Raw genomic sequence first — 17,691 nt, forward strand, 5'->3', positions numbered from 1 at the left:
GGGAACAGGTTAAACTATGTGTTCTTACCGGAAACACCCGAACCGCTACGGAGTACAACAAACATGGCTTTTGATCATCGCAAATACGTGCCCTTCCAGCCGATCGCTAAAACTGACCGCCGCTGGCCTGACAAGGTTATCGAAAAAGCGCCAACCTGGTGCGCGGTGGATCTTCGCGATGGTAACCAGGCACTGGTTAAGCCCATGAATGTTGCCCAGAAGCAGCGCCTGTTCGATTTGCTGGTAAAACTCGGGTTCAAAGAGATCGAAATCGGCTTTCCGGCCGCCAGTCAGCCGGATTTTGATTTTTGCCGCAAACTGATTGACGAAAACCGGATTCCAGAGGACGTGAAAATCCAGGTTCTCACCCAGGCGCGCCCTGAGTTGATCGAGCGCACTTACGAAGCGCTTAAAGGCGCCAAGCGCGCCATCGTTCACGTTTATAACTCTACCTCAACGGTGCAGCGGGAGCAGGTGTTCGGGCTGGATCGTGCGGGCATTCGCGACATCGCAGTTAACGGCGCGCAGGTGGTTAAAGATTTGGCTGCCCAGCACCCGGAAACCGAGTGGACGTTCCAGTATTCTCCTGAGAGTTTCACTGGCACTGAGCTGGACTTTGCCGTTGAAGTTATTGATGCGGTATCTGCGGTATGGCGACCGGATGAAGGGCAGCCAGTTATCATCAACTTGCCTGCAACCGTAGAAATGTCCACGCCAAACGTGTTCGCGGATCAGATTGAATGGGTGTGCGACAACATTCGCCACCGGGAACACATCAGTATCAGCGTTCACACCCACAACGACCGAGGCTGTGGTGTAGCTGCGGCTGAGCTGGCAGTGATGGCCGGTGCCGATCGTGTCGAAGGTACACTGATGGGTAACGGTGAGCGCACAGGCAACATGGACCTGGTGACCATGGCGATGAACCTTTACTCCCAGGGCATTGACCCGATGCTGGATTTGTCGGGCATGGCGGAAATTACCGAGGTTGTAGAAGCCTGCACCGAAATCTCTACCCATCCGCGCCATCCTTACGCAGGTGAGTTGGTGTTCACAGCCTTCTCCGGTAGCCATCAGGATGCCATCCGCAAGTGCCTGGCTCTGAGAAAAGAGGGCGATGCATGGAATGTGGCCTACCTGCCTATTGATCCGTTTGATTTGGGTCGCCGGTACGAAGAGGTTGTTCGTATCAATAGCCAGTCGGGTAAGGGCGGAGTGGCTTATGTCCTTGAGCGGGACTACAACATCAGCTTGCCACGCTGGTTGCAAATCGAGTTCAGTAAGGTGGTCCAGCAAGCGGCAGAAACGAACGGTGGCGAGATTGACTCTATGGCCATCCACAACTTGTTTGATCAGCGCTACCTGAACGTTCACGATGACTGGGCGTTGCGCGGCTATGATCTGCGCAGGGATGAGCAGGGCGTGCACGCTGAGGTAACCTTTGGTCGCGAGTCTGCACCTGTGCGGCTTGAGGGGCAAGGACTAGGGGCGGTGGAAGCAGTTTCTGCCGCGCTGGAGAAACGTTTCGGGTTGGCAATAGCGGTAGAAGCTTACGATGAGTTTGCGTTGGGAGAAGGTACCCGCGCCAATGCGCTCGCCTGCATACGCCTGACAGCCGGAGATATGCATTGCAGCGCAGCTGCTTTAGCTGAAGATACAACGTCTGCAACGCTGCAAGCACTGTTTTCAGCTGTTGCCCAGGCAGTCGGAGCTGTTGGATCGATGGAAGGTAAGTCTGAGAAAAATACCGAAGGCGCTATAAGCGCTTGATCAACAACACTAAGCCGGCACAAAGGCCGGCTTAGTGTTGGGTCTCATACCCGTGAGGGGCAGAGGGAGGAAAAATAACGCCTTAAACAGGTGTTACGTTTTCCGCCTGAGGGCCTTTAGGGCCCTGTGTTACGGTGAATTGCACCTGCTGACCTTCTGTCAGTGTGCGGAAACCACTTGAGGTAATGGCGCTGTAGTGTACGAAAACGTCACTGCCACCATCCTGAGCAATAAAGCCGAAACCTTTGGCTTCGTTAAACCACTTAACCGTTCCTGTTACTGTATCTGACATTGAACTTTCCTGTATCTCTGAGATTTTCCCCCCACGGGGCACTGAAGATTTTCCACAGCAAATTGAGTATAGACCGACTTTGAAGGTCGTCAACATCAATCTCAGCGGCGGAGTTGTTCACTGATTTCCTCGAGAATTGCCGGGTCATCGATGGTGCTTGGAACCGCATATTCCTCGCCATCAGCGATCTGGCGGATAACCCGACGCAGAATCTTTCCAGAGCGGGTTTTCGGCAAGCGGTCTACCACGAGGGCTCTGCGGAAACAGGCAATTGCGCCAATTTTCTCTCGTACCATCTCAACCAGCTCTTCTTCCAGCTCGTCGTGGTCGATGGTTGCACCGTCTTTGACAAGCACCAGGCCGAGCGGGATCTGCCCCTTCATGTCGTCCTGGGCTCCTACCACGCAGCACTCTGCAATTGCCGGGTGAGAGGCAACCACTTCTTCCATTTCACCCGTAGAGAGGCGGTGGCCGGCAACGTTGATCACATCGTCAGTTCGGCCCATAACGAAGATATAGCCGTCTTCATCTACGTAACCACCGTCGCCTGAGGTGTAAAAACCAGGTATCAGGTTGAGGTAACTGCTCTGGAAACGCTGATCATCCCCCCAAACCGTAACCAGACATCCTGGTGGGAGTGGGAGTTTGACTGCGATCTGGCCTTGCTCGCCGGCGGGCACCTGGCTACCGCGAGTGTCTACAACCTGTACGTTGTAGCCAGGTGACGGAAAGGTTGCCGAGCCCGGTTTGGTGGGCATGGTTTCAATGCCAACCGGGTTGCAGCAAATAGCCCAGCCGGTTTCGGTTTGCCACCAGTGGTCCAGTATTGGGAGTTGAGTATGCTCTCTTAGCCAATCGTAGGTTGGGGGGTCCAGGCGTTCACCTGCCAGATAAATACTTCTCAGAGAGCTTATGTCGTAGCGTGAAAGCTGATCAGCCTCGGGATCTTCCTTGCGCACAGCCCGGAACGCCGTTGGAGCGGTAAACAGCAAGTTTACATTGTGCTCCTGCACAACGCGCCAGAATGCGCCGGCATCGGGGGTTCTAACCGGCTTGCCTTCGTAGAGTATGGTCGTGCAGCCAGCAAACAGCGGGGCGTACACAATATAGCTGTGGCCGACTACCCAGCCCACATCTGAGGCTGCCCAGAACACGTCGCCCGGGTTGGCGTCATAAACCAGTTTCATGCTGTATTTCAGGGCCACGGCATGGCCGCCGTTGTCTCTTACCACGCCTTTGGGCTTGCCGGTGGTACCGGAGGTGTAAAGAACGTAAAGCGGATCGGTTGCCTTTACGGGAACCGGATCGACCGGCTCAGCGCTGACCATCAAGTCGCTCCAGTCGTGGTCACGACCATCCTGCATTTTTGCCTTCACCTGAGGGCGCTGGTACACCACACAAAAATCAGGCTTGTGGGACGCCTGTTCAATGGCTTTGTCCACCAGTGGCTTGTACTCGATGACTTTCGCCACTTCTATACCGCAGGAGGCTGTAATCACTGCTTTCGGCTGTGCGTCGTCAATTCTTACTGCGAGTTCGTGGGCCGCAAATCCGCCAAATACTACTGAGTGAACCGCTCCAATACGGGCGCAGGCCAGCATCGCAATGGCGGCTTCTGGGATCATCGGCATGTAGATAATCACCACATCGCCCTTGCCGACCCCTTGAGCTGTTAGAGCGCCGGCAAAGCGTGCAACTTCATTGGTCAGTTCCGTATAGGTGTAACTGCACTTGGTGCCCGTTACCGGCGAATCGTAGATGAGGGCTTTTTGATCCCCCCGCCCAGCTCGTATGTTGGCATCCAGGGCTACGTCAGACGTATTTAGAGTTGCGTCAGGAAACCACTGGCCATGACCATTATCAGTAGCTTTCCAGATGGCTCCAGGCGGTTGTGTCCACTCAATATCGCCTGCTTTTTCACGCCAGAACTCTTCCGGTTTATCAATGGATCTCCGGAACTCTGAGTTGTAATTCATACAATTCGCCTCGTAGTACGTGTAGCGCCCGCTGGAGTTTTTGTTGTCAGTTATCCAACTTTATGCGCTTTGAGGCGGTGAACCAGTAGACCATCGGATTAGTCTGGAGAGTTTTGTGGTCAGCCGTTTTCATGGCTGGTGGATGTTACCTCGGCTGTAAGTGTGCCATTTGCAACCCTCGCGGAGATTTGATCACCAACCGCAAGGTCGGGTGCGTTGCGGATGATGCGGCCCTGATTATCGTGAACGATGGCATATCCACGCCCCAGTGTGGCGAGGGGGCTGACAACGTTGAGTGTGCCTGCCGTGTGTTCCAGTCTTTCTTGAAGTGTTACCAGTATTCGTTCCATGGCTTTGCCCAGTTGCACGGACGAACGATCAAGGGCTTCGCGGCTGTTTACAAGTTGCTTACGGGGGGACTGCATGGCAAGCCGTTGTGCCAGATGGGCGCTAGCCACTTGTGAACGATCCATGCGCTGAACTATGGCTTTACCCAGCCGCACCTCCACGTCATCCAGCCTCTGGGCCTTCTCCAGCAGCTCCCGTCTTGGGTCGCGCAAGCGTGCAGAAAGGTGTTCCAGTTTTGTGCTGAGGCGCTGGAGGGCGCGTCTGGCGGCATTAGCCAAGCGGAATTCTCGATCATTCACCTGTCGGAGCATGTCGTTTTGGTCGGGGGAAATTTTTTCTGCAGCGGCCGACGGTGTCGGAGCTCGCAGATCCGCCACAAAATCGGCAATGGTAACGTCTGTTTCGTGGCCAACGGCGCTGACCGTGGGTATGGCACAGGCTGCAATGGCTCGGGCTACGGCTTCTTCGTTAAAACACCAGAGATCTTCCAGAGAGCCACCACCGCGCCCAATAACCAGAACATCGGCCACACCGTGAGCTTGCGCCATCTCTATCGCTCGAACAATTTCCGCTGTGGCCGGCTTTCCTTGCACGGTTGTGGGGTAGAGGGTGACTGGTATGGCGGGACAACGCCTTGCCAGAACGGTGAGAATATCGTGTATGGCGGCGCCGGTAGGGGAGGTGACAACACCGATATGGGCAGGCAAGGTCGGGATCGGTTTTTTACGGCCCACCTCGAACAAGCCTTCTGACTGCAGTTTATGCTTTAGCTCTTCAAACGCCTGTTGCAGTGCGCCAAGGCCGGCGGGTTCCAAATGTTCAACAATAATCTGAAAGTCGCCCCGGTTTTCGTACAGGGTAACTTTGCCGCGAATACGAACCTGGTCGCCTTCCTTTGGTAGGGGGCGAATGCGCTGATTCAGCCCCCGAAACATGGCGCAGCGAATCTGGCACTTTTGGTCCTTCAGGGAAAAATACCAATGCCCGGAGGAAGGCCGGGAAAAGCCTGACAGTTCACCCTCAACCCACACCTGCATGAAGCTGGATTCCAGTAGGTGTCTGGCCTGATGGTTCAGCTCGCTGACGGAGAGCGCCCGGGGCCGGGTGTCCGGAAACACGTTTTTCACCAAAAACTCCTAACCGGCTTATACGCAATAGCCGAAAAATATGAGTGTAAATTACTGGAATTTCAAAAGCATGCGGTAAATGACAGGAAATTGTGCAGTTTACTGACCTGCTACACCTCTTTATAATAGGCCGATTACGCATTTTACTTTGCGACTGCACCCTGTTTATTCATCGGTGCTGTTCGTAGGGTTTAAATTTAGCACGTTCAAAAGGCCGATCCCAATGCTGCGAATTGTCGAAGAAGCTCTCACATTTGATGATGTTCTATTGGTGCCCGGTTATTCCGAGGTTTTGCCACACCAAGTCGATCTGCGCACCAAACTTACTCGGGATATTACGCTGAACATCCCTCTGATATCTGCGGCCATGGATACGGTAACCGATGCAGAGCTGGCAATTGCCATGGCCCAGGAAGGTGGCATAGGCATCATGCACAAAAACATGAGCCCGGACTATCAGGCTGCCGAAGTACGCCGAGTGAAGAAGTTTGAAAGTGGCGTAGTAAAAGATCCGATTACTGTTAGCCCGCAAAACACAGTGCGCGAGTTGGTGGAAATCACCATGGCCAACAACATTTCCGGTTTGCCTGTGGTTGATGGCACTGAGCTGGTTGGCATAGTGACCGGTCGCGATATTCGTTTTGAAAGCAGCATGGATACGCCTGTACACCAGATCATGACACCGAAAGACAAACTGGTGACGGTGCAAGAAGGCGCAAGCCTGGACGAAGTCAAAGAACTATTGCATCGCCACCGCATTGAAAAAGTGTTGGTGGTTAATGCGGAATTCCAGCTTCGTGGCCTGATTACCGCTAAAGATATTCAAAAGTCGAAAGACTACCCGATGGCGTGCAAAGACAGCCAGGGGCGTTTGCGAGTGGGCGCTGCGGTTGGCACCGGCGGCGACACCGAAGCACGCATTATTGCTCTGGCTGATGCCGGCGTGGATGTGATTGTTGTAGACACAGCTCACGGCCACTCAAAAGGCGTAATCGAGCGCGTTCGCTGGGTTAAAAAGCATTATCCGGATCTTCAGGTGATCGGCGGTAACATTGCCACTGGGGAAGCGGCTATCGCCTTGGCCGACGCGGGAGTGGATGCTGTTAAAGTAGGCATAGGCCCGGGTTCCATTTGTACTACCCGTATTGTTGCCGGCGTGGGTGTACCGCAGATTTCTGCTGTATCCAGCGTTGCCGAAGCGCTGAAAGACCGTGATATCCCTATCATTGCTGATGGTGGTGTACGCTTCTCCGGTGATATCTCCAAAGCTATTGTTGCCGGAGCACACTGCGTGATGATCGGCAGCTTGTTGGCGGGCACCGATGAAGCGCCTGGCGAAATCGAACTTTATCAAGGTCGAAGCTACAAAGCCTATCGTGGTATGGGTTCATTGGGAGCCATGGGACAGGGTTCAAGTGACCGTTACTTCCAGGATGCCAGCAAAGGTATTGAAAAACTTGTACCGGAAGGTATCGAAGGCCGTGTTGCCTGCAAAGGCCCCATGCGCAACATCATTCATCAGCTGATTGGAGGTCTGCGGGCATCCATGGGCTACACGGGAAGCGCCAACATGCCTGAAATGCGCACCAAGCCCAAGTTTGTTCGCATTACCGGTGCTGGCATGCGTGAGAGCCACGTGCACGATGTCACCATCACCAAAGAAGCGCCAAACTACCGCGTTAGCTGAGAACAGACTGCCTGAGTGCGGCTCAGATCTGGGCCGCACAGCTTATTTTTTTCGAGGACTCTATGGCCAATAACATTCACGACCACCGTATCCTGATTCTGGATTTTGGTTCTCAGTACACTCAGCTAATTGCACGCCGTGTGCGCGAAATAGGTGTTTACTGCGAAGTTCGCGCATTTGATATTACTGATGAAGAACTGAAAGAGTTCAACCCGAAGGGTATTTTGCTGGCCGGTGGTCCTGAATCGGTGACAGAGCTGGATTGCCCGCGCGCCCCGGACGGGCTGTTTGATCGCGGCATTCCGGTACTGGGCATCTGTTACGGCATGCAGACCATGGCCGAGCAAATGGGTGGCCGGGTTGCCAGTTCCGAAAAGCGTGAGTTTGGCTATGCTCAGGTAAAAGTGCGCGCCAAAGGCCCACTGTTGCAAGACATTACTGACCACCTGACAGCAACGGGCGATTCCCTGCTCGACGTGTGGATGAGCCATGGCGACAAGGTTGTGGCTATGCCGGAAGGCTTTGAACTGCTGGCTTCAACCGAAAGCGCGCCGATTGCGGCCATGCAAGACGTGTCTCGCAACCTTTACGGGCTGCAGTTCCACCCGGAAGTGACCCACACCCTGCAAGGCAAACGCATTCTTGAGCACTTTGTGCTGTCCATTTGCGGCTGCGAAGCTTTGTGGACCCCTGCCAAGATTGTTGACGATGCGGTAGCGAAAATTCGTGAACAGGTGGGTACGGACAAGGTTCTGCTCGGCTTGTCGGGTGGCGTCGACTCCTCGGTGACTGCGGCACTGCTGCACAAGGCCATTGGCGATCAGCTTACCTGTGTGTTTGTCGATAACGGCCTGCTACGCCTGAACGAAGGCGATCAGGTAATGGATATGTTCGGCAACAGCATGGGTGTAAAAGTCATTCGCGCTGATGCGGAAGATCTTTTCCTTGCCAACCTCAAGGGCGTCAGCGACCCGGAGAAAAAGCGCAAGGTGATTGGTAATACCTTCATTGATGTGTTCGATGAAGAAGCCACGCGCATTAAAGATGTGAACTGGTTGGCCCAGGGCACCATCTACCCGGACGTAATCGAGTCGGCCGCCTCTAAAACCGGCAAGGCCCATGTGATCAAGTCCCACCACAACGTGGGTGGACTGCCTGAAACCATGAAGCTGAAGCTGGTCGAGCCCCTGCGCGAACTGTTTAAAGATGAAGTTCGCCGCATTGGTCTCGAACTAGGCCTGCCATACGATATGGTCTATCGTCATCCGTTCCCGGGGCCAGGCTTGGGCGTGCGCATACTGGGTGAGGTGAAAAAAGAATACGCTGAAATTCTTCGCCGCGCCGATGCCATCTTCCTTGAAGAGCTGCACCGTGCAGATTTTTACCACAAGACCAGTCAGGCGTTTGCCGTATTCCTTCCGGTGAAATCGGTGGGTGTTGTGGGCGATGCCCGTCGCTACGAGTGGGTGATTGCGCTACGTGCCGTTGAAACCGTTGATTTCATGACAGCTCGCTGGGCGCACCTGCCGTACGATCTTCTGGAGACTGTGTCTAACCGCATTATCAACGAGATCAGCGGTGTGTCACGGGTGACTTATGATGTGTCTTCCAAGCCGCCTGCGACGATTGAGTGGGAATGAATCTGGAGCCCGCAAGGGCAAATGCATAAACCAGGGTAGAGGCTTTGCCTGACAGGATGGCGACCGTTTCAAGGCACGCGCTGCGTGCCAGACGTATTTATATCCTGCTCGTTATCCTGTTTGTGCAGGGGTGCGCTCAGCTGCCCCCTCAAAATGCACCGTCGCCGTCATACGCCTTTGATCGCCCAAGTGAAACGCGCTTGGGTCGTCAGATTCAGCCCCACCTGCAGGACCGATCAGGTTATTCCGGGTTTCTCATTCAGGATACTGGTCGCCAGGCTTTTCTACAGCGAGCTGCGCTGATAGAGACTGCCGAACAAAGTATTGATGCCCAGTACTACATCTGGAATAAAGACGTGTCAGGGACTTATCTGGCACAACGTCTATTGGTGGCAGCTGACCGCGGTGTGCATGTGCGGCTGTTGCTCGACGATGTGAACCTGGACGGTCGCGACACCATGCTCGCCGCGCTGGACCACCACCCCAATATCGAGATTTCCATTTACAATCCCTTTGCGGTTCGCTCAGGCATTGGTAAATGGCTGAGCTTCGTAGTCGACTTTCAGCGCCTCAATCAGCGTATGCACAACAAGACCTTCGTGGTCGACGGTGCCTTGGGGATCATGGGCGGGCGTAATATCGGGGATGAGTACTTCGATCTACACCCACAGATGAATTTTCGTGACCGGGATGTTCTGGTTGCAGGGCCGATTGTTGCTGACCTTTCGGAAAATTTCGATGCGTTCTGGAACAGCGCATCAAGCTACCCCATTCGCCAGTTGGAGCCTGATGCTGAGCAGGAACTGAGTTTAAGCTCACAGCTGGACCAGCTGCGCGCGAGCGCTTCCGGTACAAGTAGGCTCACCCAGGTGCCGCCGCAAAATGCAGCTAAAGCGCTTGAGTATATGGCCCGAGTGTTGTCCGAAGTAACTTGGGCGGAAGCGGAGCTGGTGTTCGATTCGCCGGTGGTAGATGGTGACACGGATACGGACCACCCCCAACGCGCTGCCGAGACGCTGCTCCAACTCGTTGAGCAGACCGATGAGGAAGTTCTGGTGGAATCCGCGTACCTCATTCTGGGCGATGAGCAGCTCGATATACTGGAACAGATCAGCGAGCGCGGTGTTCGTGTCATGGCCCTGACCAACTCCCTGGCCTCTAACGACCTCACCACGAACCATGCGGGCTACGCACGCCGTCGCGGCGCGATGCTCGATAATGGGCTGGAACTGTATGAACTGCGGCCGGATGCAGCCGCCTGTTCGAGCTGGATAGAGCTGCCGGATTTCTGCACTGAAGGAATGGTGGGTTTGCATGCCAAATCCGCGGTATTCGATCGTAAAATCGTGTACATCGGTTCGCTCAATATCAATCTTCGTTCGATCTACCTGAATTCTGAAACCGTGCTAGTAATCCACAGCCCCCAGCTGGCAGCGCAACTTGCGCACGACATTGAAGCCGCGATGGCGCCGGAGAACAGCTGGCAGGTGACTCGGGAAGAAGGTGGGCAGCTCCTCTGGAAAGCTGGTGAGGAGCAATTCTGGACTCACGAGCCAGCTACAGGATTCTGGCGGCGATTCAAGTCCGGCTTCTTCAGTTTGTTGCCCATCGAGAAATATCTGTAGCTCCGGCTATTAGCTTGCCTCGCTGTGGGGTACGGCACGCATTACTCTGGCGCACTGCTACTATAGTTACTTGAGGCAAGTTCCCAGGCGACTGAATCTTGCAATGGCAGGAGGAGTTTCGCATGTCCAAAGGACAGTTCGATGAGTGACGCCAAAGCCGATCAGGATACAGCATCCGGAAAGAAAGCCGGAAAATCTTCAGATGATCAAGAGGCGAGTGCCAAGGCGCAGGATCGAGAGTCTCGCGAACAAACGCCAACGCCTAGTGAAAAGTCGCTGACGCCAAAGGAGCGCGATTCTGTTGCTGAGCGTGGCAACTTATCACCTCTGACGGTCTACTCCATTGTTTTGCGGGAGGGCGACGATGAGCTGCAACGGCCAAAAATGTCACTCTGGTGGTCGGGTGTGGCGGCGGGTGTCGGAATTTCCACCTCGGTTCTCGTTGAGGGAATAATTCGCTCCAATCTTGGTTCGGATCACCCCTACCTTACGTTGATTGAAAGCTTGGGTTATTCGTTCGGGTTTGTACTGGTTATCCTGTGCCGGCTTCAGCTGTTTACTGAAAATACCATTACGGTCGTCTTGCCGGTTTTGGCTAAACCGACGCGGAACCTTCTTGCATGTAGCGCTCGCCTTTGGGGGATTGTGCTCACAGCCAACTTATTCGGTACATTCCTCACCGCAGCCATGGGTGTTCACAGCGGGATTATTTCCACCGAAACCCTCGCAGCGATTCTTGAGATATCCCATCACTTGGCAACGCTGACCCCGGTCGAGACGTTCCTGCGCGGCATTCCATCCGGATTCTTTATTGCGGCAATGGTGTGGATGCTGCCTTCAGCGAAGGGGTCTGAGGTGTTTGTGATCGTCATGTTTACCTGGTTGATTGCAGCAGGCGGCTTTACCCATGTGATTGCCGGATCAAACGAGATTTTCACTCTGGTACTCAATGGAGATATGAATATGTTTACCGCACTGGGCTATCATATTTTCCCGGTACTGATTGGCAACATCCTGGGAGGCACAGGTTTATTTGCCATGCTGGCCTATGGTCAGGTGCATGAAGAAATGTAATGCGGCTCCGCGTACTGGGAGAAGGCCTTTCCATTAGTACACTCATGGTTATAATGTTTCGCCTCTACCTGGGCTATCCCTAGGTCATCCGAGTACCAGCGTACCTCCCGAACCTTCGTGAGCAGATTTATCTATGCCCGCTTCAGAAAACAGTGATGAGTACTGGATGGCCCGAGCGCTTACATTGGCAAACCGGGGGGCGTCGTTAGGAGAGGTGCCTGTTGGTGCGGTTGTTGTTCTCGACGGCAAGGAGTTAGGTTCCGGCTTTAATGTACCCATTTCAGGTTGCGACCCTACTGCCCACGCAGAGATTTGCGCTTTGCGTGATGCGGCCGCAAGGATAGGGAACTACCGCCTTGCCGGGGCAACCCTTTACGTCACCCTGGAACCCTGCACCATGTGTGTTGGCGCCATTGTGCATAGTCGCATAAGTCGTCTTGTATATGGAGCTCTCGAGCCCAAGGCCGGCGCGGTTGAATCTGCACGGCGCACATTGGACGAGCCACAGTTAAACTGGCAAGTGGAAACGCTGGGCGGCATCCTGCAGAATGAATGCAGCCAAGTGATCAGCGACTTTTTCAGCCGTAGGCGGGCCGAAATCCGGCAACGGCGCAAACAGAATTCAGGGAAGGAGTAGTTCTGCATGAAAGTACTAGTAACCGGCGGCGCCGGGTATATCGGCAGCCATGTGGTGCGTCAACTGGCCGAGGCCGGTCATGATATTGTCGTTTTTGATAATCTCTCAACGGGTTACCGCTGGGCTGTCACTGCTGGCGAGTTGGTTGTGGGTGATCTGGCCAACGAAGCCGAGATTGACGATGTGTTCTCCAGCCACCAGTTTGAGGCCGTTCTGCACTTCGCGGCCAACATTGTGGTGCCGGAGTCTATGACCAACCCACTCAAGTACTACAGCAACAACACCCGTAACACTCTGAACCTGCTGAAGGCTGTTGATAAGTACAAAGTACCGTACATGGTTTTTTCTTCAACGGCCGCGGTGTACGGAATGCCCGAACAGACGGTTCTTACGGAAGATTTACCCCTTGCCCCCATTAATCCGTATGGCGCATCCAAGATGATGAGCGAGCGGATGATTATGGATTTGGCTGCCGCGTCCGGCCTTAACTACGTTGTGCTGCGCTACTTCAACGTGGCTGGCGCTAATCCGGACGGATTACTCGGCCAGGCAACACCGGAAGCCACTCACCTGATAAAAGTGGCCTGTGAATGCGTGACCGGACAGCGGGATGGCATGAGCATCTTTGGCACCGACTATGACACCAGTGATGGCACCTGCGTGCGGGATTACATTCACGTGGAAGATCTCGCAAGCGCCCATGTTATGGCGCTGGATTATATGGCCCGTGGTGGCGAGTCGAAAGTCATGAACTGCGGTTATGGCCGTGGGTTTACGGTGCGTGAAGTGATTGATGTGGTTCGCAAGCAATCCGGTGTTGATTTCCCGGTAGCTGAAACGGGCCGCAGGGCGGGTGACCCCGGTGCGCTGATGGCAGATAATGCACTGATTAAGAAGACCCTCGGTTGGCAACCTGCCTACGATAATCTGGAAACGATTGTTGGCACTGCGTTGGCATGGGAAGCGATCTGGCAGAAGAAGAAAGAAGCGGCTGGCCAGTAATAGACTGTTTTTTAACTTAAAATATCGGGATTTAACGGATGAAAATAACGATTTTTGGTACCGGATATGTCGGGCTTGTGACCGGTGCGTGCTTGGCGGATGTTGGCCATGAAGTACTTTGCATGGACGTTGATCAGGCTAAGATCGATAAGCTAAAGAATGGCCAGATTCCCATTTTTGAGCCTGGGCTGGATAATATTGTAAAGCATACCGTAGAAGCCGGTCGCCTGGCGTTCACAACGGATGTTCAGGAAGCTGTGAAGCACGGTACGCTGCAGTTTATCGCAGTGGGTACACCGCCGGATGAAGATGGCTCTGCGGATATGCAGTACGTGACAGCGGTCGCTAAGTCTATTGGCCAGTACATGGATGACTATAAAGTTATCGTGGATAAATCCACGGTGCCGGTTGGTACTGGCGATAAGGTAGCCGCTGCAGTAAAAGCGCAGCTTGATAGCCGTGGCCTGGACCTCAAGTTTGATGTGGTTTCGAACCCCGAGTTCCTCAAGGAAGGTGCGGCGATCAACGATTTCATGAAGCCCGACCGCATCATCATCGGAACGGACAGCGAAAAGGCATCGGACCTGCTTCGGGAAGTCTATTACCCGTTCAACCGAAGCCACGACCGCATGATTTTCATGGACATTCGCTCTGCAGAGCTGACCAAGTACGCCGCCAACTCCATGCTGGCGACCAAAATCAGTTTCATGAACGAGATAGCCAACCTGGCTGAGCGTTTGGGTGCCGATATTGAAGCGGTTCGTCGTGGCATAGGCTCAGACCCCCGGATCGGCTACCACTTCATCTATCCGGGTTGTGGTTACGGTGGTTCGTGTTTCCCCAAAGATGTTCAGGCGCTGGCTCGGACCGCTGCAAACTCCGGGTACGATGCCCGTTTGCTCAATGCTGTAGAAGCAGTGAACTACGCTCAGAAACACGTGCTGTTTGACAAGATCAGCCATTATTTCGATGGCGACTTGAAAGGGAAGGTCGTCGCAATCTGGGGTTTGGCATTCAAGCCAAATACCGACGACATGCGCGAAGCTTCAGCACGCACGTTGATGGAAGATCTCTGGAAAGCGGGTGCAACTGTTCAGGCGTTTGATCCGGAATCCATGGAAGAAACCCAGCGCATCTACGGTGATCACGAAGGTTTGACGCTTTGCGGTACGAAAGAGCAGACACTTCGCGGTGCAGACGTACTGGCGATTTGTACGGAGTGGAAAGAATTCCGTTCTCCGGATTTCGACGCCATCAAATCTGCACTGCGCGAGCCTGTCATATTTGACGGCCGAAATCTTTACGAGCCGGAAATACTGGATCGCCACGGATTGATTTACTACGCCATCGGTCGCGGACGCAATCAATTCCAGGTGAAGTGAACCGGCAGGCAGGAGCGAGGTGATGCAGGATCAGGAATTTCGTCTTCATGAGCGGCTGGCAGCCGACACCGTCAGTCTTGGCCGTACCAGCCTATGCGAAATCCGGCTGATGAATGATAAAACCTGGCCCTGGGTTTTGCTGGTGCCGGCGTTGGTCGGCATTCGTGAGATCTACGAGTTAAGCCCGGATCAGCAGCATCGGCTAATGCGCGAATCCTCAGCGCTCAGTCGTGGCATGATGGTAGCCTTTGGTGGTGACAAAATGAACGTGGCCGCGCTCGGGAATATGGTTCCCCAGCTACACCTGCATCACATCGTCCGTTTTGAGGGTGATCCGGCCTGGCCGGGGCCTGTGTGGGGTAAGCAGCCACCGGTTCCTTACGAAGAGCATGAACTGGCGGAAGTCAGGCTTTCTTTGGCGACTGTGTTGTCTGAAATTGCCGCTTGCTGAGCATTTTTTGCTCGCCAGCGGGCTTTATCGAATGGACGCGTGTCGGGCCATCATTTGCGAGCCGATCAGAATCATCCTGAGTTCGGTTTTTAGTTTGATCGTCAGCTCCTCCCGCTCTTTCGGCGTCGCATCCAGCGCGTCGGCTCCCTGGTTGAATACCAGTGTTACCATCGCCTCAGCGACCACTCGTGCATCAGACAAAGGCTTGTTTTGCTCTTCCGCAAATCGCCGCAAGTCGTCGGCCAACTCGGTTACGAAATGATCAATCTCGGCTTTGATGGCCGTTCGAAAGGGTTTGGAGCCACCTGTGCGCTCCCGGAGCATTAGCCGGAACAGGTTGGCGTTCTTGCCAAGATACTCCATGAAGGTTTCAACAGAGGTTGAGATAGCACTGCCATCCCTCGCAATGCGTTTGCGGGCCTGGCGCATTAACTGCCGCAAAGCCACGCCGCCTTCGTCTACAAGCACCAGCCCCAGTTCATCCAGATCGACAAAGTGGCGATAGAAAGACGTTGGCGCAATGCCGGCCTGCCTTGCGACTTCACGCAGGCTAAGGCTTCCAAATCCTCGATCCGGGCTCAACTGGGCGAGGGCCGCATCCATAAGGGAACGCCGGGTGAGAAGTTTCTGCTCGGCTCTGGTTGACAAGGTTGCGGCTCCAATCATGCGTGAGAGCAGTAGTCTAGCGGTCTGTTCACCGCGAGGGAACCTTTGAACAAAGACTGCGTCGGGGTATTTTGCTGTTTTTTGTTCGGGGCTAAACAGGCCTGATTTTCACTGCCATTATGTTTATAATGGGCGGCTTTCGGACTTTATTCTCAAGCACCAAACACTTACACCAGACACTACGGGAACCGGTATGCGCAGTCATTATTGCGGTGGGATCAACGAATCTCACATTGATCAGGAAGTTACACTTTGCGGATGGGTACACCGCCGCCGCGACCATGGTGGGGTTATCTTCCTTGATCTGCGCGACCGGGACGGTATTGCGCAAGTTGTGGTAGACCCGGACACTGAGGAAAGCTTCGCGCTCGCCGAAAAGGTGCGCAGTGAATACGTGGTGAAGGTTACCGGGTTGGTTCGTCGGCGGCCCTCCGGCACTGAGAACAGCAATATGTCCACAGGCCAGGTTGAGCTGCTTGGCAAAGAAGTGACCATCCTGAACGCTGCAGCAACACCGCCGTTCCCATTGGATGAGCACGTAGACGTAGGCGAAGACGTTCGCCTGCGCTACCGCTTTGTGGACCTGCGCCGCCCGGAAATGCTGAACCGTCTGCGCTTCCGTTCACGGGTTACCAGTTATATCCGTAACTACCTCGACAGTAACGGCTTCATGGATGTGGAAACCCCCATTCTAACCCGTGCAACGCCGGAAGGTGCCCGCGACTATCTGGTGCCCAGCCGCACCCACGAAGGTTCATTCTTTGCGCTTCCGCAATCGCCTCAGTTATTCAAGCAGATGCTGATGGTGTCGGGTGTGGATCGCTATTATCAGATTGCCAAGTGTTTCCGCGATGAAGATTTGCGTGCCGATCGCCAGCCTGAATTTACCCAGGTGGATATCGAGGCATCATTCATCAACGAAGAAGATTTGATGAGCTTGAACGAGGGCATGATTCGCGCTCTGTTCAAAGATGTTATGGATGTTGAATTGCCGGCGTTCCCGCGGATGCCTTACGCAGAAGCAATGGATCGTTTCGGCAGTGACAAGCCGGATCTGCGTATTCCTCTTGAGCTTCAGGATGTCGGCGACCTGGTTGCTGGTGTTGATTTCAAGGTGTTTGCCGGCCCGGCAAATGATCCAAAAGGCCGTGTTGCAGCCCTGCGCGTGCCCAAGGGCGGCGAGTTGAGCCGTAAGCAGATCGACGAATACACCAAGTTTGTTGGTATATACGGTGCAAAGGGCTTGGCGTACATCAAGGTGAACGAGCTGGCCAAAGGCGTGGAAGGCTTGCAGTCGCCCATCGTTAAGTTCCTTGGTGACGAAGTTGCCATGGCCGTGATTGAGCGTACGGGTGCTGAAGACGGCGATATCGTGTTCTTCGGCGCAGACAAAACTACGGTTGTTAACGAAGCGCTCGGCGCGCTGCGCATCCGTGTTGGCCATGACCTGAAATTGCTTACCTGCGAGTGGGCACCTATGTGGGTAGTGGACTTCCCGATGTTTGAAGTTCTGCCGGACGGCGGACTGACTGCCATTCACCACCCGTTCACGGCGCCAAGCTGCAGCCCGGAAGAGTTGGCTAAAAATCCGGAAACTGCCTTGTCACGCGCCTACGACATGGTTCTTAACGGAACCGAGTTGGGTGGTGGTTCTATTCGTATTCACAATGACACAATGCAGAAAGAAGTGTTCCGCATTCTGGGCATTAGTGAAGAAGAATCTCGTGCCAAGTTCGGGTTCCTGCTGGACGCACTCAAGTACGGTTGCCCGCCCCATGGTGGCTTGGCGTTCGGTCTGGATCGTCTGATCATGTTGATGACAGGTTCCAGCTCGATTCGGGACGTGATTGCCTTCCCGAAAACCCAGAGTGCAACCTGCCTGATGACACAGGCACCGGGCGAGGTAGATGAAAAGCAGCTGCGTGAGCTGCACATCCGCTTGCGTAAGCCGGTAAAGACCGTTGAAGGCAAAGCGCCAACCACTGGCGAAGAGTAAATAAGGCAATAACAGGGC

The 17,691-nt window shown here is 54.3% G+C and carries 14 protein-coding genes; 10 read left to right on the forward strand and 4 right to left on the reverse strand.

The window, feature by feature from the left end:
- Window positions 1–63: 63 nt before the first annotated feature.
- Window positions 64–1,770: a 2-isopropylmalate synthase gene (gene leuA, locus AADB16_RS09985; RefSeq protein ID WP_410802987.1), complete on the forward strand. Its 1,707-nt coding sequence runs from the start codon at window positions 64–66 to the stop codon at window positions 1,768–1,770.
- Between the two features lie 82 nt (window positions 1,771–1,852).
- On the opposite strand, the gene AADB16_RS09990 is transcribed toward leuA, so the two are convergent.
- The 3 genes from AADB16_RS09990 to xseA all read right to left on the reverse strand — a co-directional run bounded on the left by AADB16_RS09990 (window position 1,853) and on the right by xseA (window position 5,513).
- Window positions 1,853–2,062: a cold-shock protein gene (locus tag AADB16_RS09990; protein ID WP_200200918.1), complete on the reverse strand. Its 210-nt coding sequence runs from the start codon at window positions 2,060–2,062 to the stop codon at window positions 1,853–1,855.
- 101 nt (window positions 2,063–2,163) lie between these two features.
- Window positions 2,164–4,038 carry a propionyl-CoA synthetase gene (locus AADB16_RS09995; RefSeq protein WP_410802988.1) on the reverse strand — a complete coding sequence of 625 codons (1,875 nt, stop codon included), beginning with the start codon at window positions 4,036–4,038 and terminating at the stop codon, window positions 2,164–2,166.
- 119 nt (window positions 4,039–4,157) lie between these two features.
- On the reverse strand, window positions 4,158–5,513 hold the full coding sequence (gene xseA / locus AADB16_RS10000; RefSeq protein ID WP_410802990.1) for an exodeoxyribonuclease VII large subunit: 1,356 nt from the start codon (window positions 5,511–5,513) through the stop codon (window positions 4,158–4,160).
- 223 nt (window positions 5,514–5,736) lie between these two features.
- Here xseA and guaB point away from each other — a divergent pair, with 223 nt between their 5' ends.
- The 8 genes from guaB to AADB16_RS10040 all read left to right on the forward strand — a co-directional run bounded on the left by guaB (window position 5,737) and on the right by AADB16_RS10040 (window position 15,011).
- Window positions 5,737–7,200, forward strand: a complete 1,464-nt coding sequence (gene guaB, locus AADB16_RS10005; RefSeq protein ID WP_309043281.1) for an IMP dehydrogenase — start codon at window positions 5,737–5,739, stop codon at window positions 7,198–7,200.
- A gap of 62 nt (window positions 7,201–7,262) precedes the next feature.
- Complete coding sequence (guaA, locus tag AADB16_RS10010) at window positions 7,263–8,840, forward strand: glutamine-hydrolyzing GMP synthase (protein ID WP_410802992.1); 1,578 nt, start codon at window positions 7,263–7,265, stop codon at window positions 8,838–8,840.
- A 44-nt stretch (window positions 8,841–8,884) separates the two neighbouring features.
- Window positions 8,885–10,465, forward strand: a complete 1,581-nt coding sequence (locus AADB16_RS10015) for a phospholipase D family protein (protein WP_410802994.1) — start codon at window positions 8,885–8,887, stop codon at window positions 10,463–10,465.
- Window positions 10,466–10,606: 141 nt separating this feature from the next.
- Window positions 10,607–11,539, forward strand: a complete 933-nt coding sequence (locus tag AADB16_RS10020; RefSeq protein ID WP_410802996.1) for a formate/nitrite transporter family protein — start codon at window positions 10,607–10,609, stop codon at window positions 11,537–11,539.
- Between the two features lie 133 nt (window positions 11,540–11,672).
- Entirely contained in the window at window positions 11,673–12,176 is a 504-nt protein-coding gene (gene tadA / locus AADB16_RS10025) for a tRNA adenosine(34) deaminase TadA (RefSeq protein WP_298447566.1), read from the forward strand.
- A gap of 6 nt (window positions 12,177–12,182) precedes the next feature.
- Window positions 12,183–13,178: a UDP-glucose 4-epimerase GalE gene (gene galE / locus AADB16_RS10030; protein ID WP_309043285.1), complete on the forward strand. Its 996-nt coding sequence runs from the start codon at window positions 12,183–12,185 to the stop codon at window positions 13,176–13,178.
- Between the two features lie 38 nt (window positions 13,179–13,216).
- The gene (locus AADB16_RS10035; RefSeq protein WP_410802998.1) at window positions 13,217–14,560 is read left to right on the forward strand and encodes a UDP-glucose dehydrogenase family protein; all 1,344 of its coding nucleotides are present in this window, start codon (window positions 13,217–13,219) and stop codon (window positions 14,558–14,560) included.
- Window positions 14,561–14,582: 22 nt separating this feature from the next.
- Window positions 14,583–15,011 (forward strand): HIT domain-containing protein, encoded by a 429-nt coding sequence (locus tag AADB16_RS10040; RefSeq protein WP_410803000.1) that lies wholly within the window; start codon window positions 14,583–14,585, stop codon window positions 15,009–15,011.
- A 24-nt stretch (window positions 15,012–15,035) separates the two neighbouring features.
- Here AADB16_RS10040 and fabR read toward each other — a convergent pair whose 3' ends face one another.
- Window positions 15,036–15,659: an HTH-type transcriptional repressor FabR gene (gene fabR, locus AADB16_RS10045; protein WP_410803002.1), complete on the reverse strand. Its 624-nt coding sequence runs from the start codon at window positions 15,657–15,659 to the stop codon at window positions 15,036–15,038.
- Window positions 15,660–15,870: 211 nt separating this feature from the next.
- Between fabR and aspS the strand changes: the two genes are divergently transcribed.
- Window positions 15,871–17,673: an aspartate--tRNA ligase gene (gene aspS, locus AADB16_RS10050; protein WP_309043290.1), complete on the forward strand. Its 1,803-nt coding sequence runs from the start codon at window positions 15,871–15,873 to the stop codon at window positions 17,671–17,673.
- The last annotated feature ends 18 nt before the right edge of the window (window positions 17,674–17,691 follow it).

The organism is Marinobacter sp. KMM 10035 (assembly GCF_046537445.1).
Lineage (GTDB): Bacteria > Pseudomonadota > Gammaproteobacteria > Pseudomonadales > Oleiphilaceae > Marinobacter > Marinobacter sediminicola.

What these genes read in the sequence shown, in the direction of transcription:
- leuA (WP_410802987.1), top strand. Translation starts at nt 64, where the DNA reads ATGGCTTTTGATCATCGCAAATACGTGCCCTTCCAGCCGATCGCTAAA.
- AADB16_RS09990 (WP_200200918.1), bottom strand. Translation starts at nt 2,062, where the DNA reads ATGTCAGATACAGTAACAGGAACGGTTAAGTGGTTTAACGAAGCCAAA.
- AADB16_RS09995 (WP_410802988.1), bottom strand. Translation starts at nt 4,038, where the DNA reads ATGAATTACAACTCAGAGTTCCGGAGATCCATTGATAAACCGGAAGAG.
- guaB (WP_309043281.1), top strand. Translation starts at nt 5,737, where the DNA reads ATGCTGCGAATTGTCGAAGAAGCTCTCACATTTGATGATGTTCTATTG.
- guaA (WP_410802992.1), top strand. Translation starts at nt 7,263, where the DNA reads ATGGCCAATAACATTCACGACCACCGTATCCTGATTCTGGATTTTGGT.
- AADB16_RS10020 (WP_410802996.1), top strand. Translation starts at nt 10,607, where the DNA reads ATGAGTGACGCCAAAGCCGATCAGGATACAGCATCCGGAAAGAAAGCC.
- tadA (WP_298447566.1), top strand. Translation starts at nt 11,673, where the DNA reads ATGCCCGCTTCAGAAAACAGTGATGAGTACTGGATGGCCCGAGCGCTT.
- galE (WP_309043285.1), top strand. Translation starts at nt 12,183, where the DNA reads ATGAAAGTACTAGTAACCGGCGGCGCCGGGTATATCGGCAGCCATGTG.
- AADB16_RS10035 (WP_410802998.1), top strand. Translation starts at nt 13,217, where the DNA reads ATGAAAATAACGATTTTTGGTACCGGATATGTCGGGCTTGTGACCGGT.
- AADB16_RS10040 (WP_410803000.1), top strand. Translation starts at nt 14,583, where the DNA reads ATGCAGGATCAGGAATTTCGTCTTCATGAGCGGCTGGCAGCCGACACC.
- aspS (WP_309043290.1), top strand. Translation starts at nt 15,871, where the DNA reads ATGCGCAGTCATTATTGCGGTGGGATCAACGAATCTCACATTGATCAG.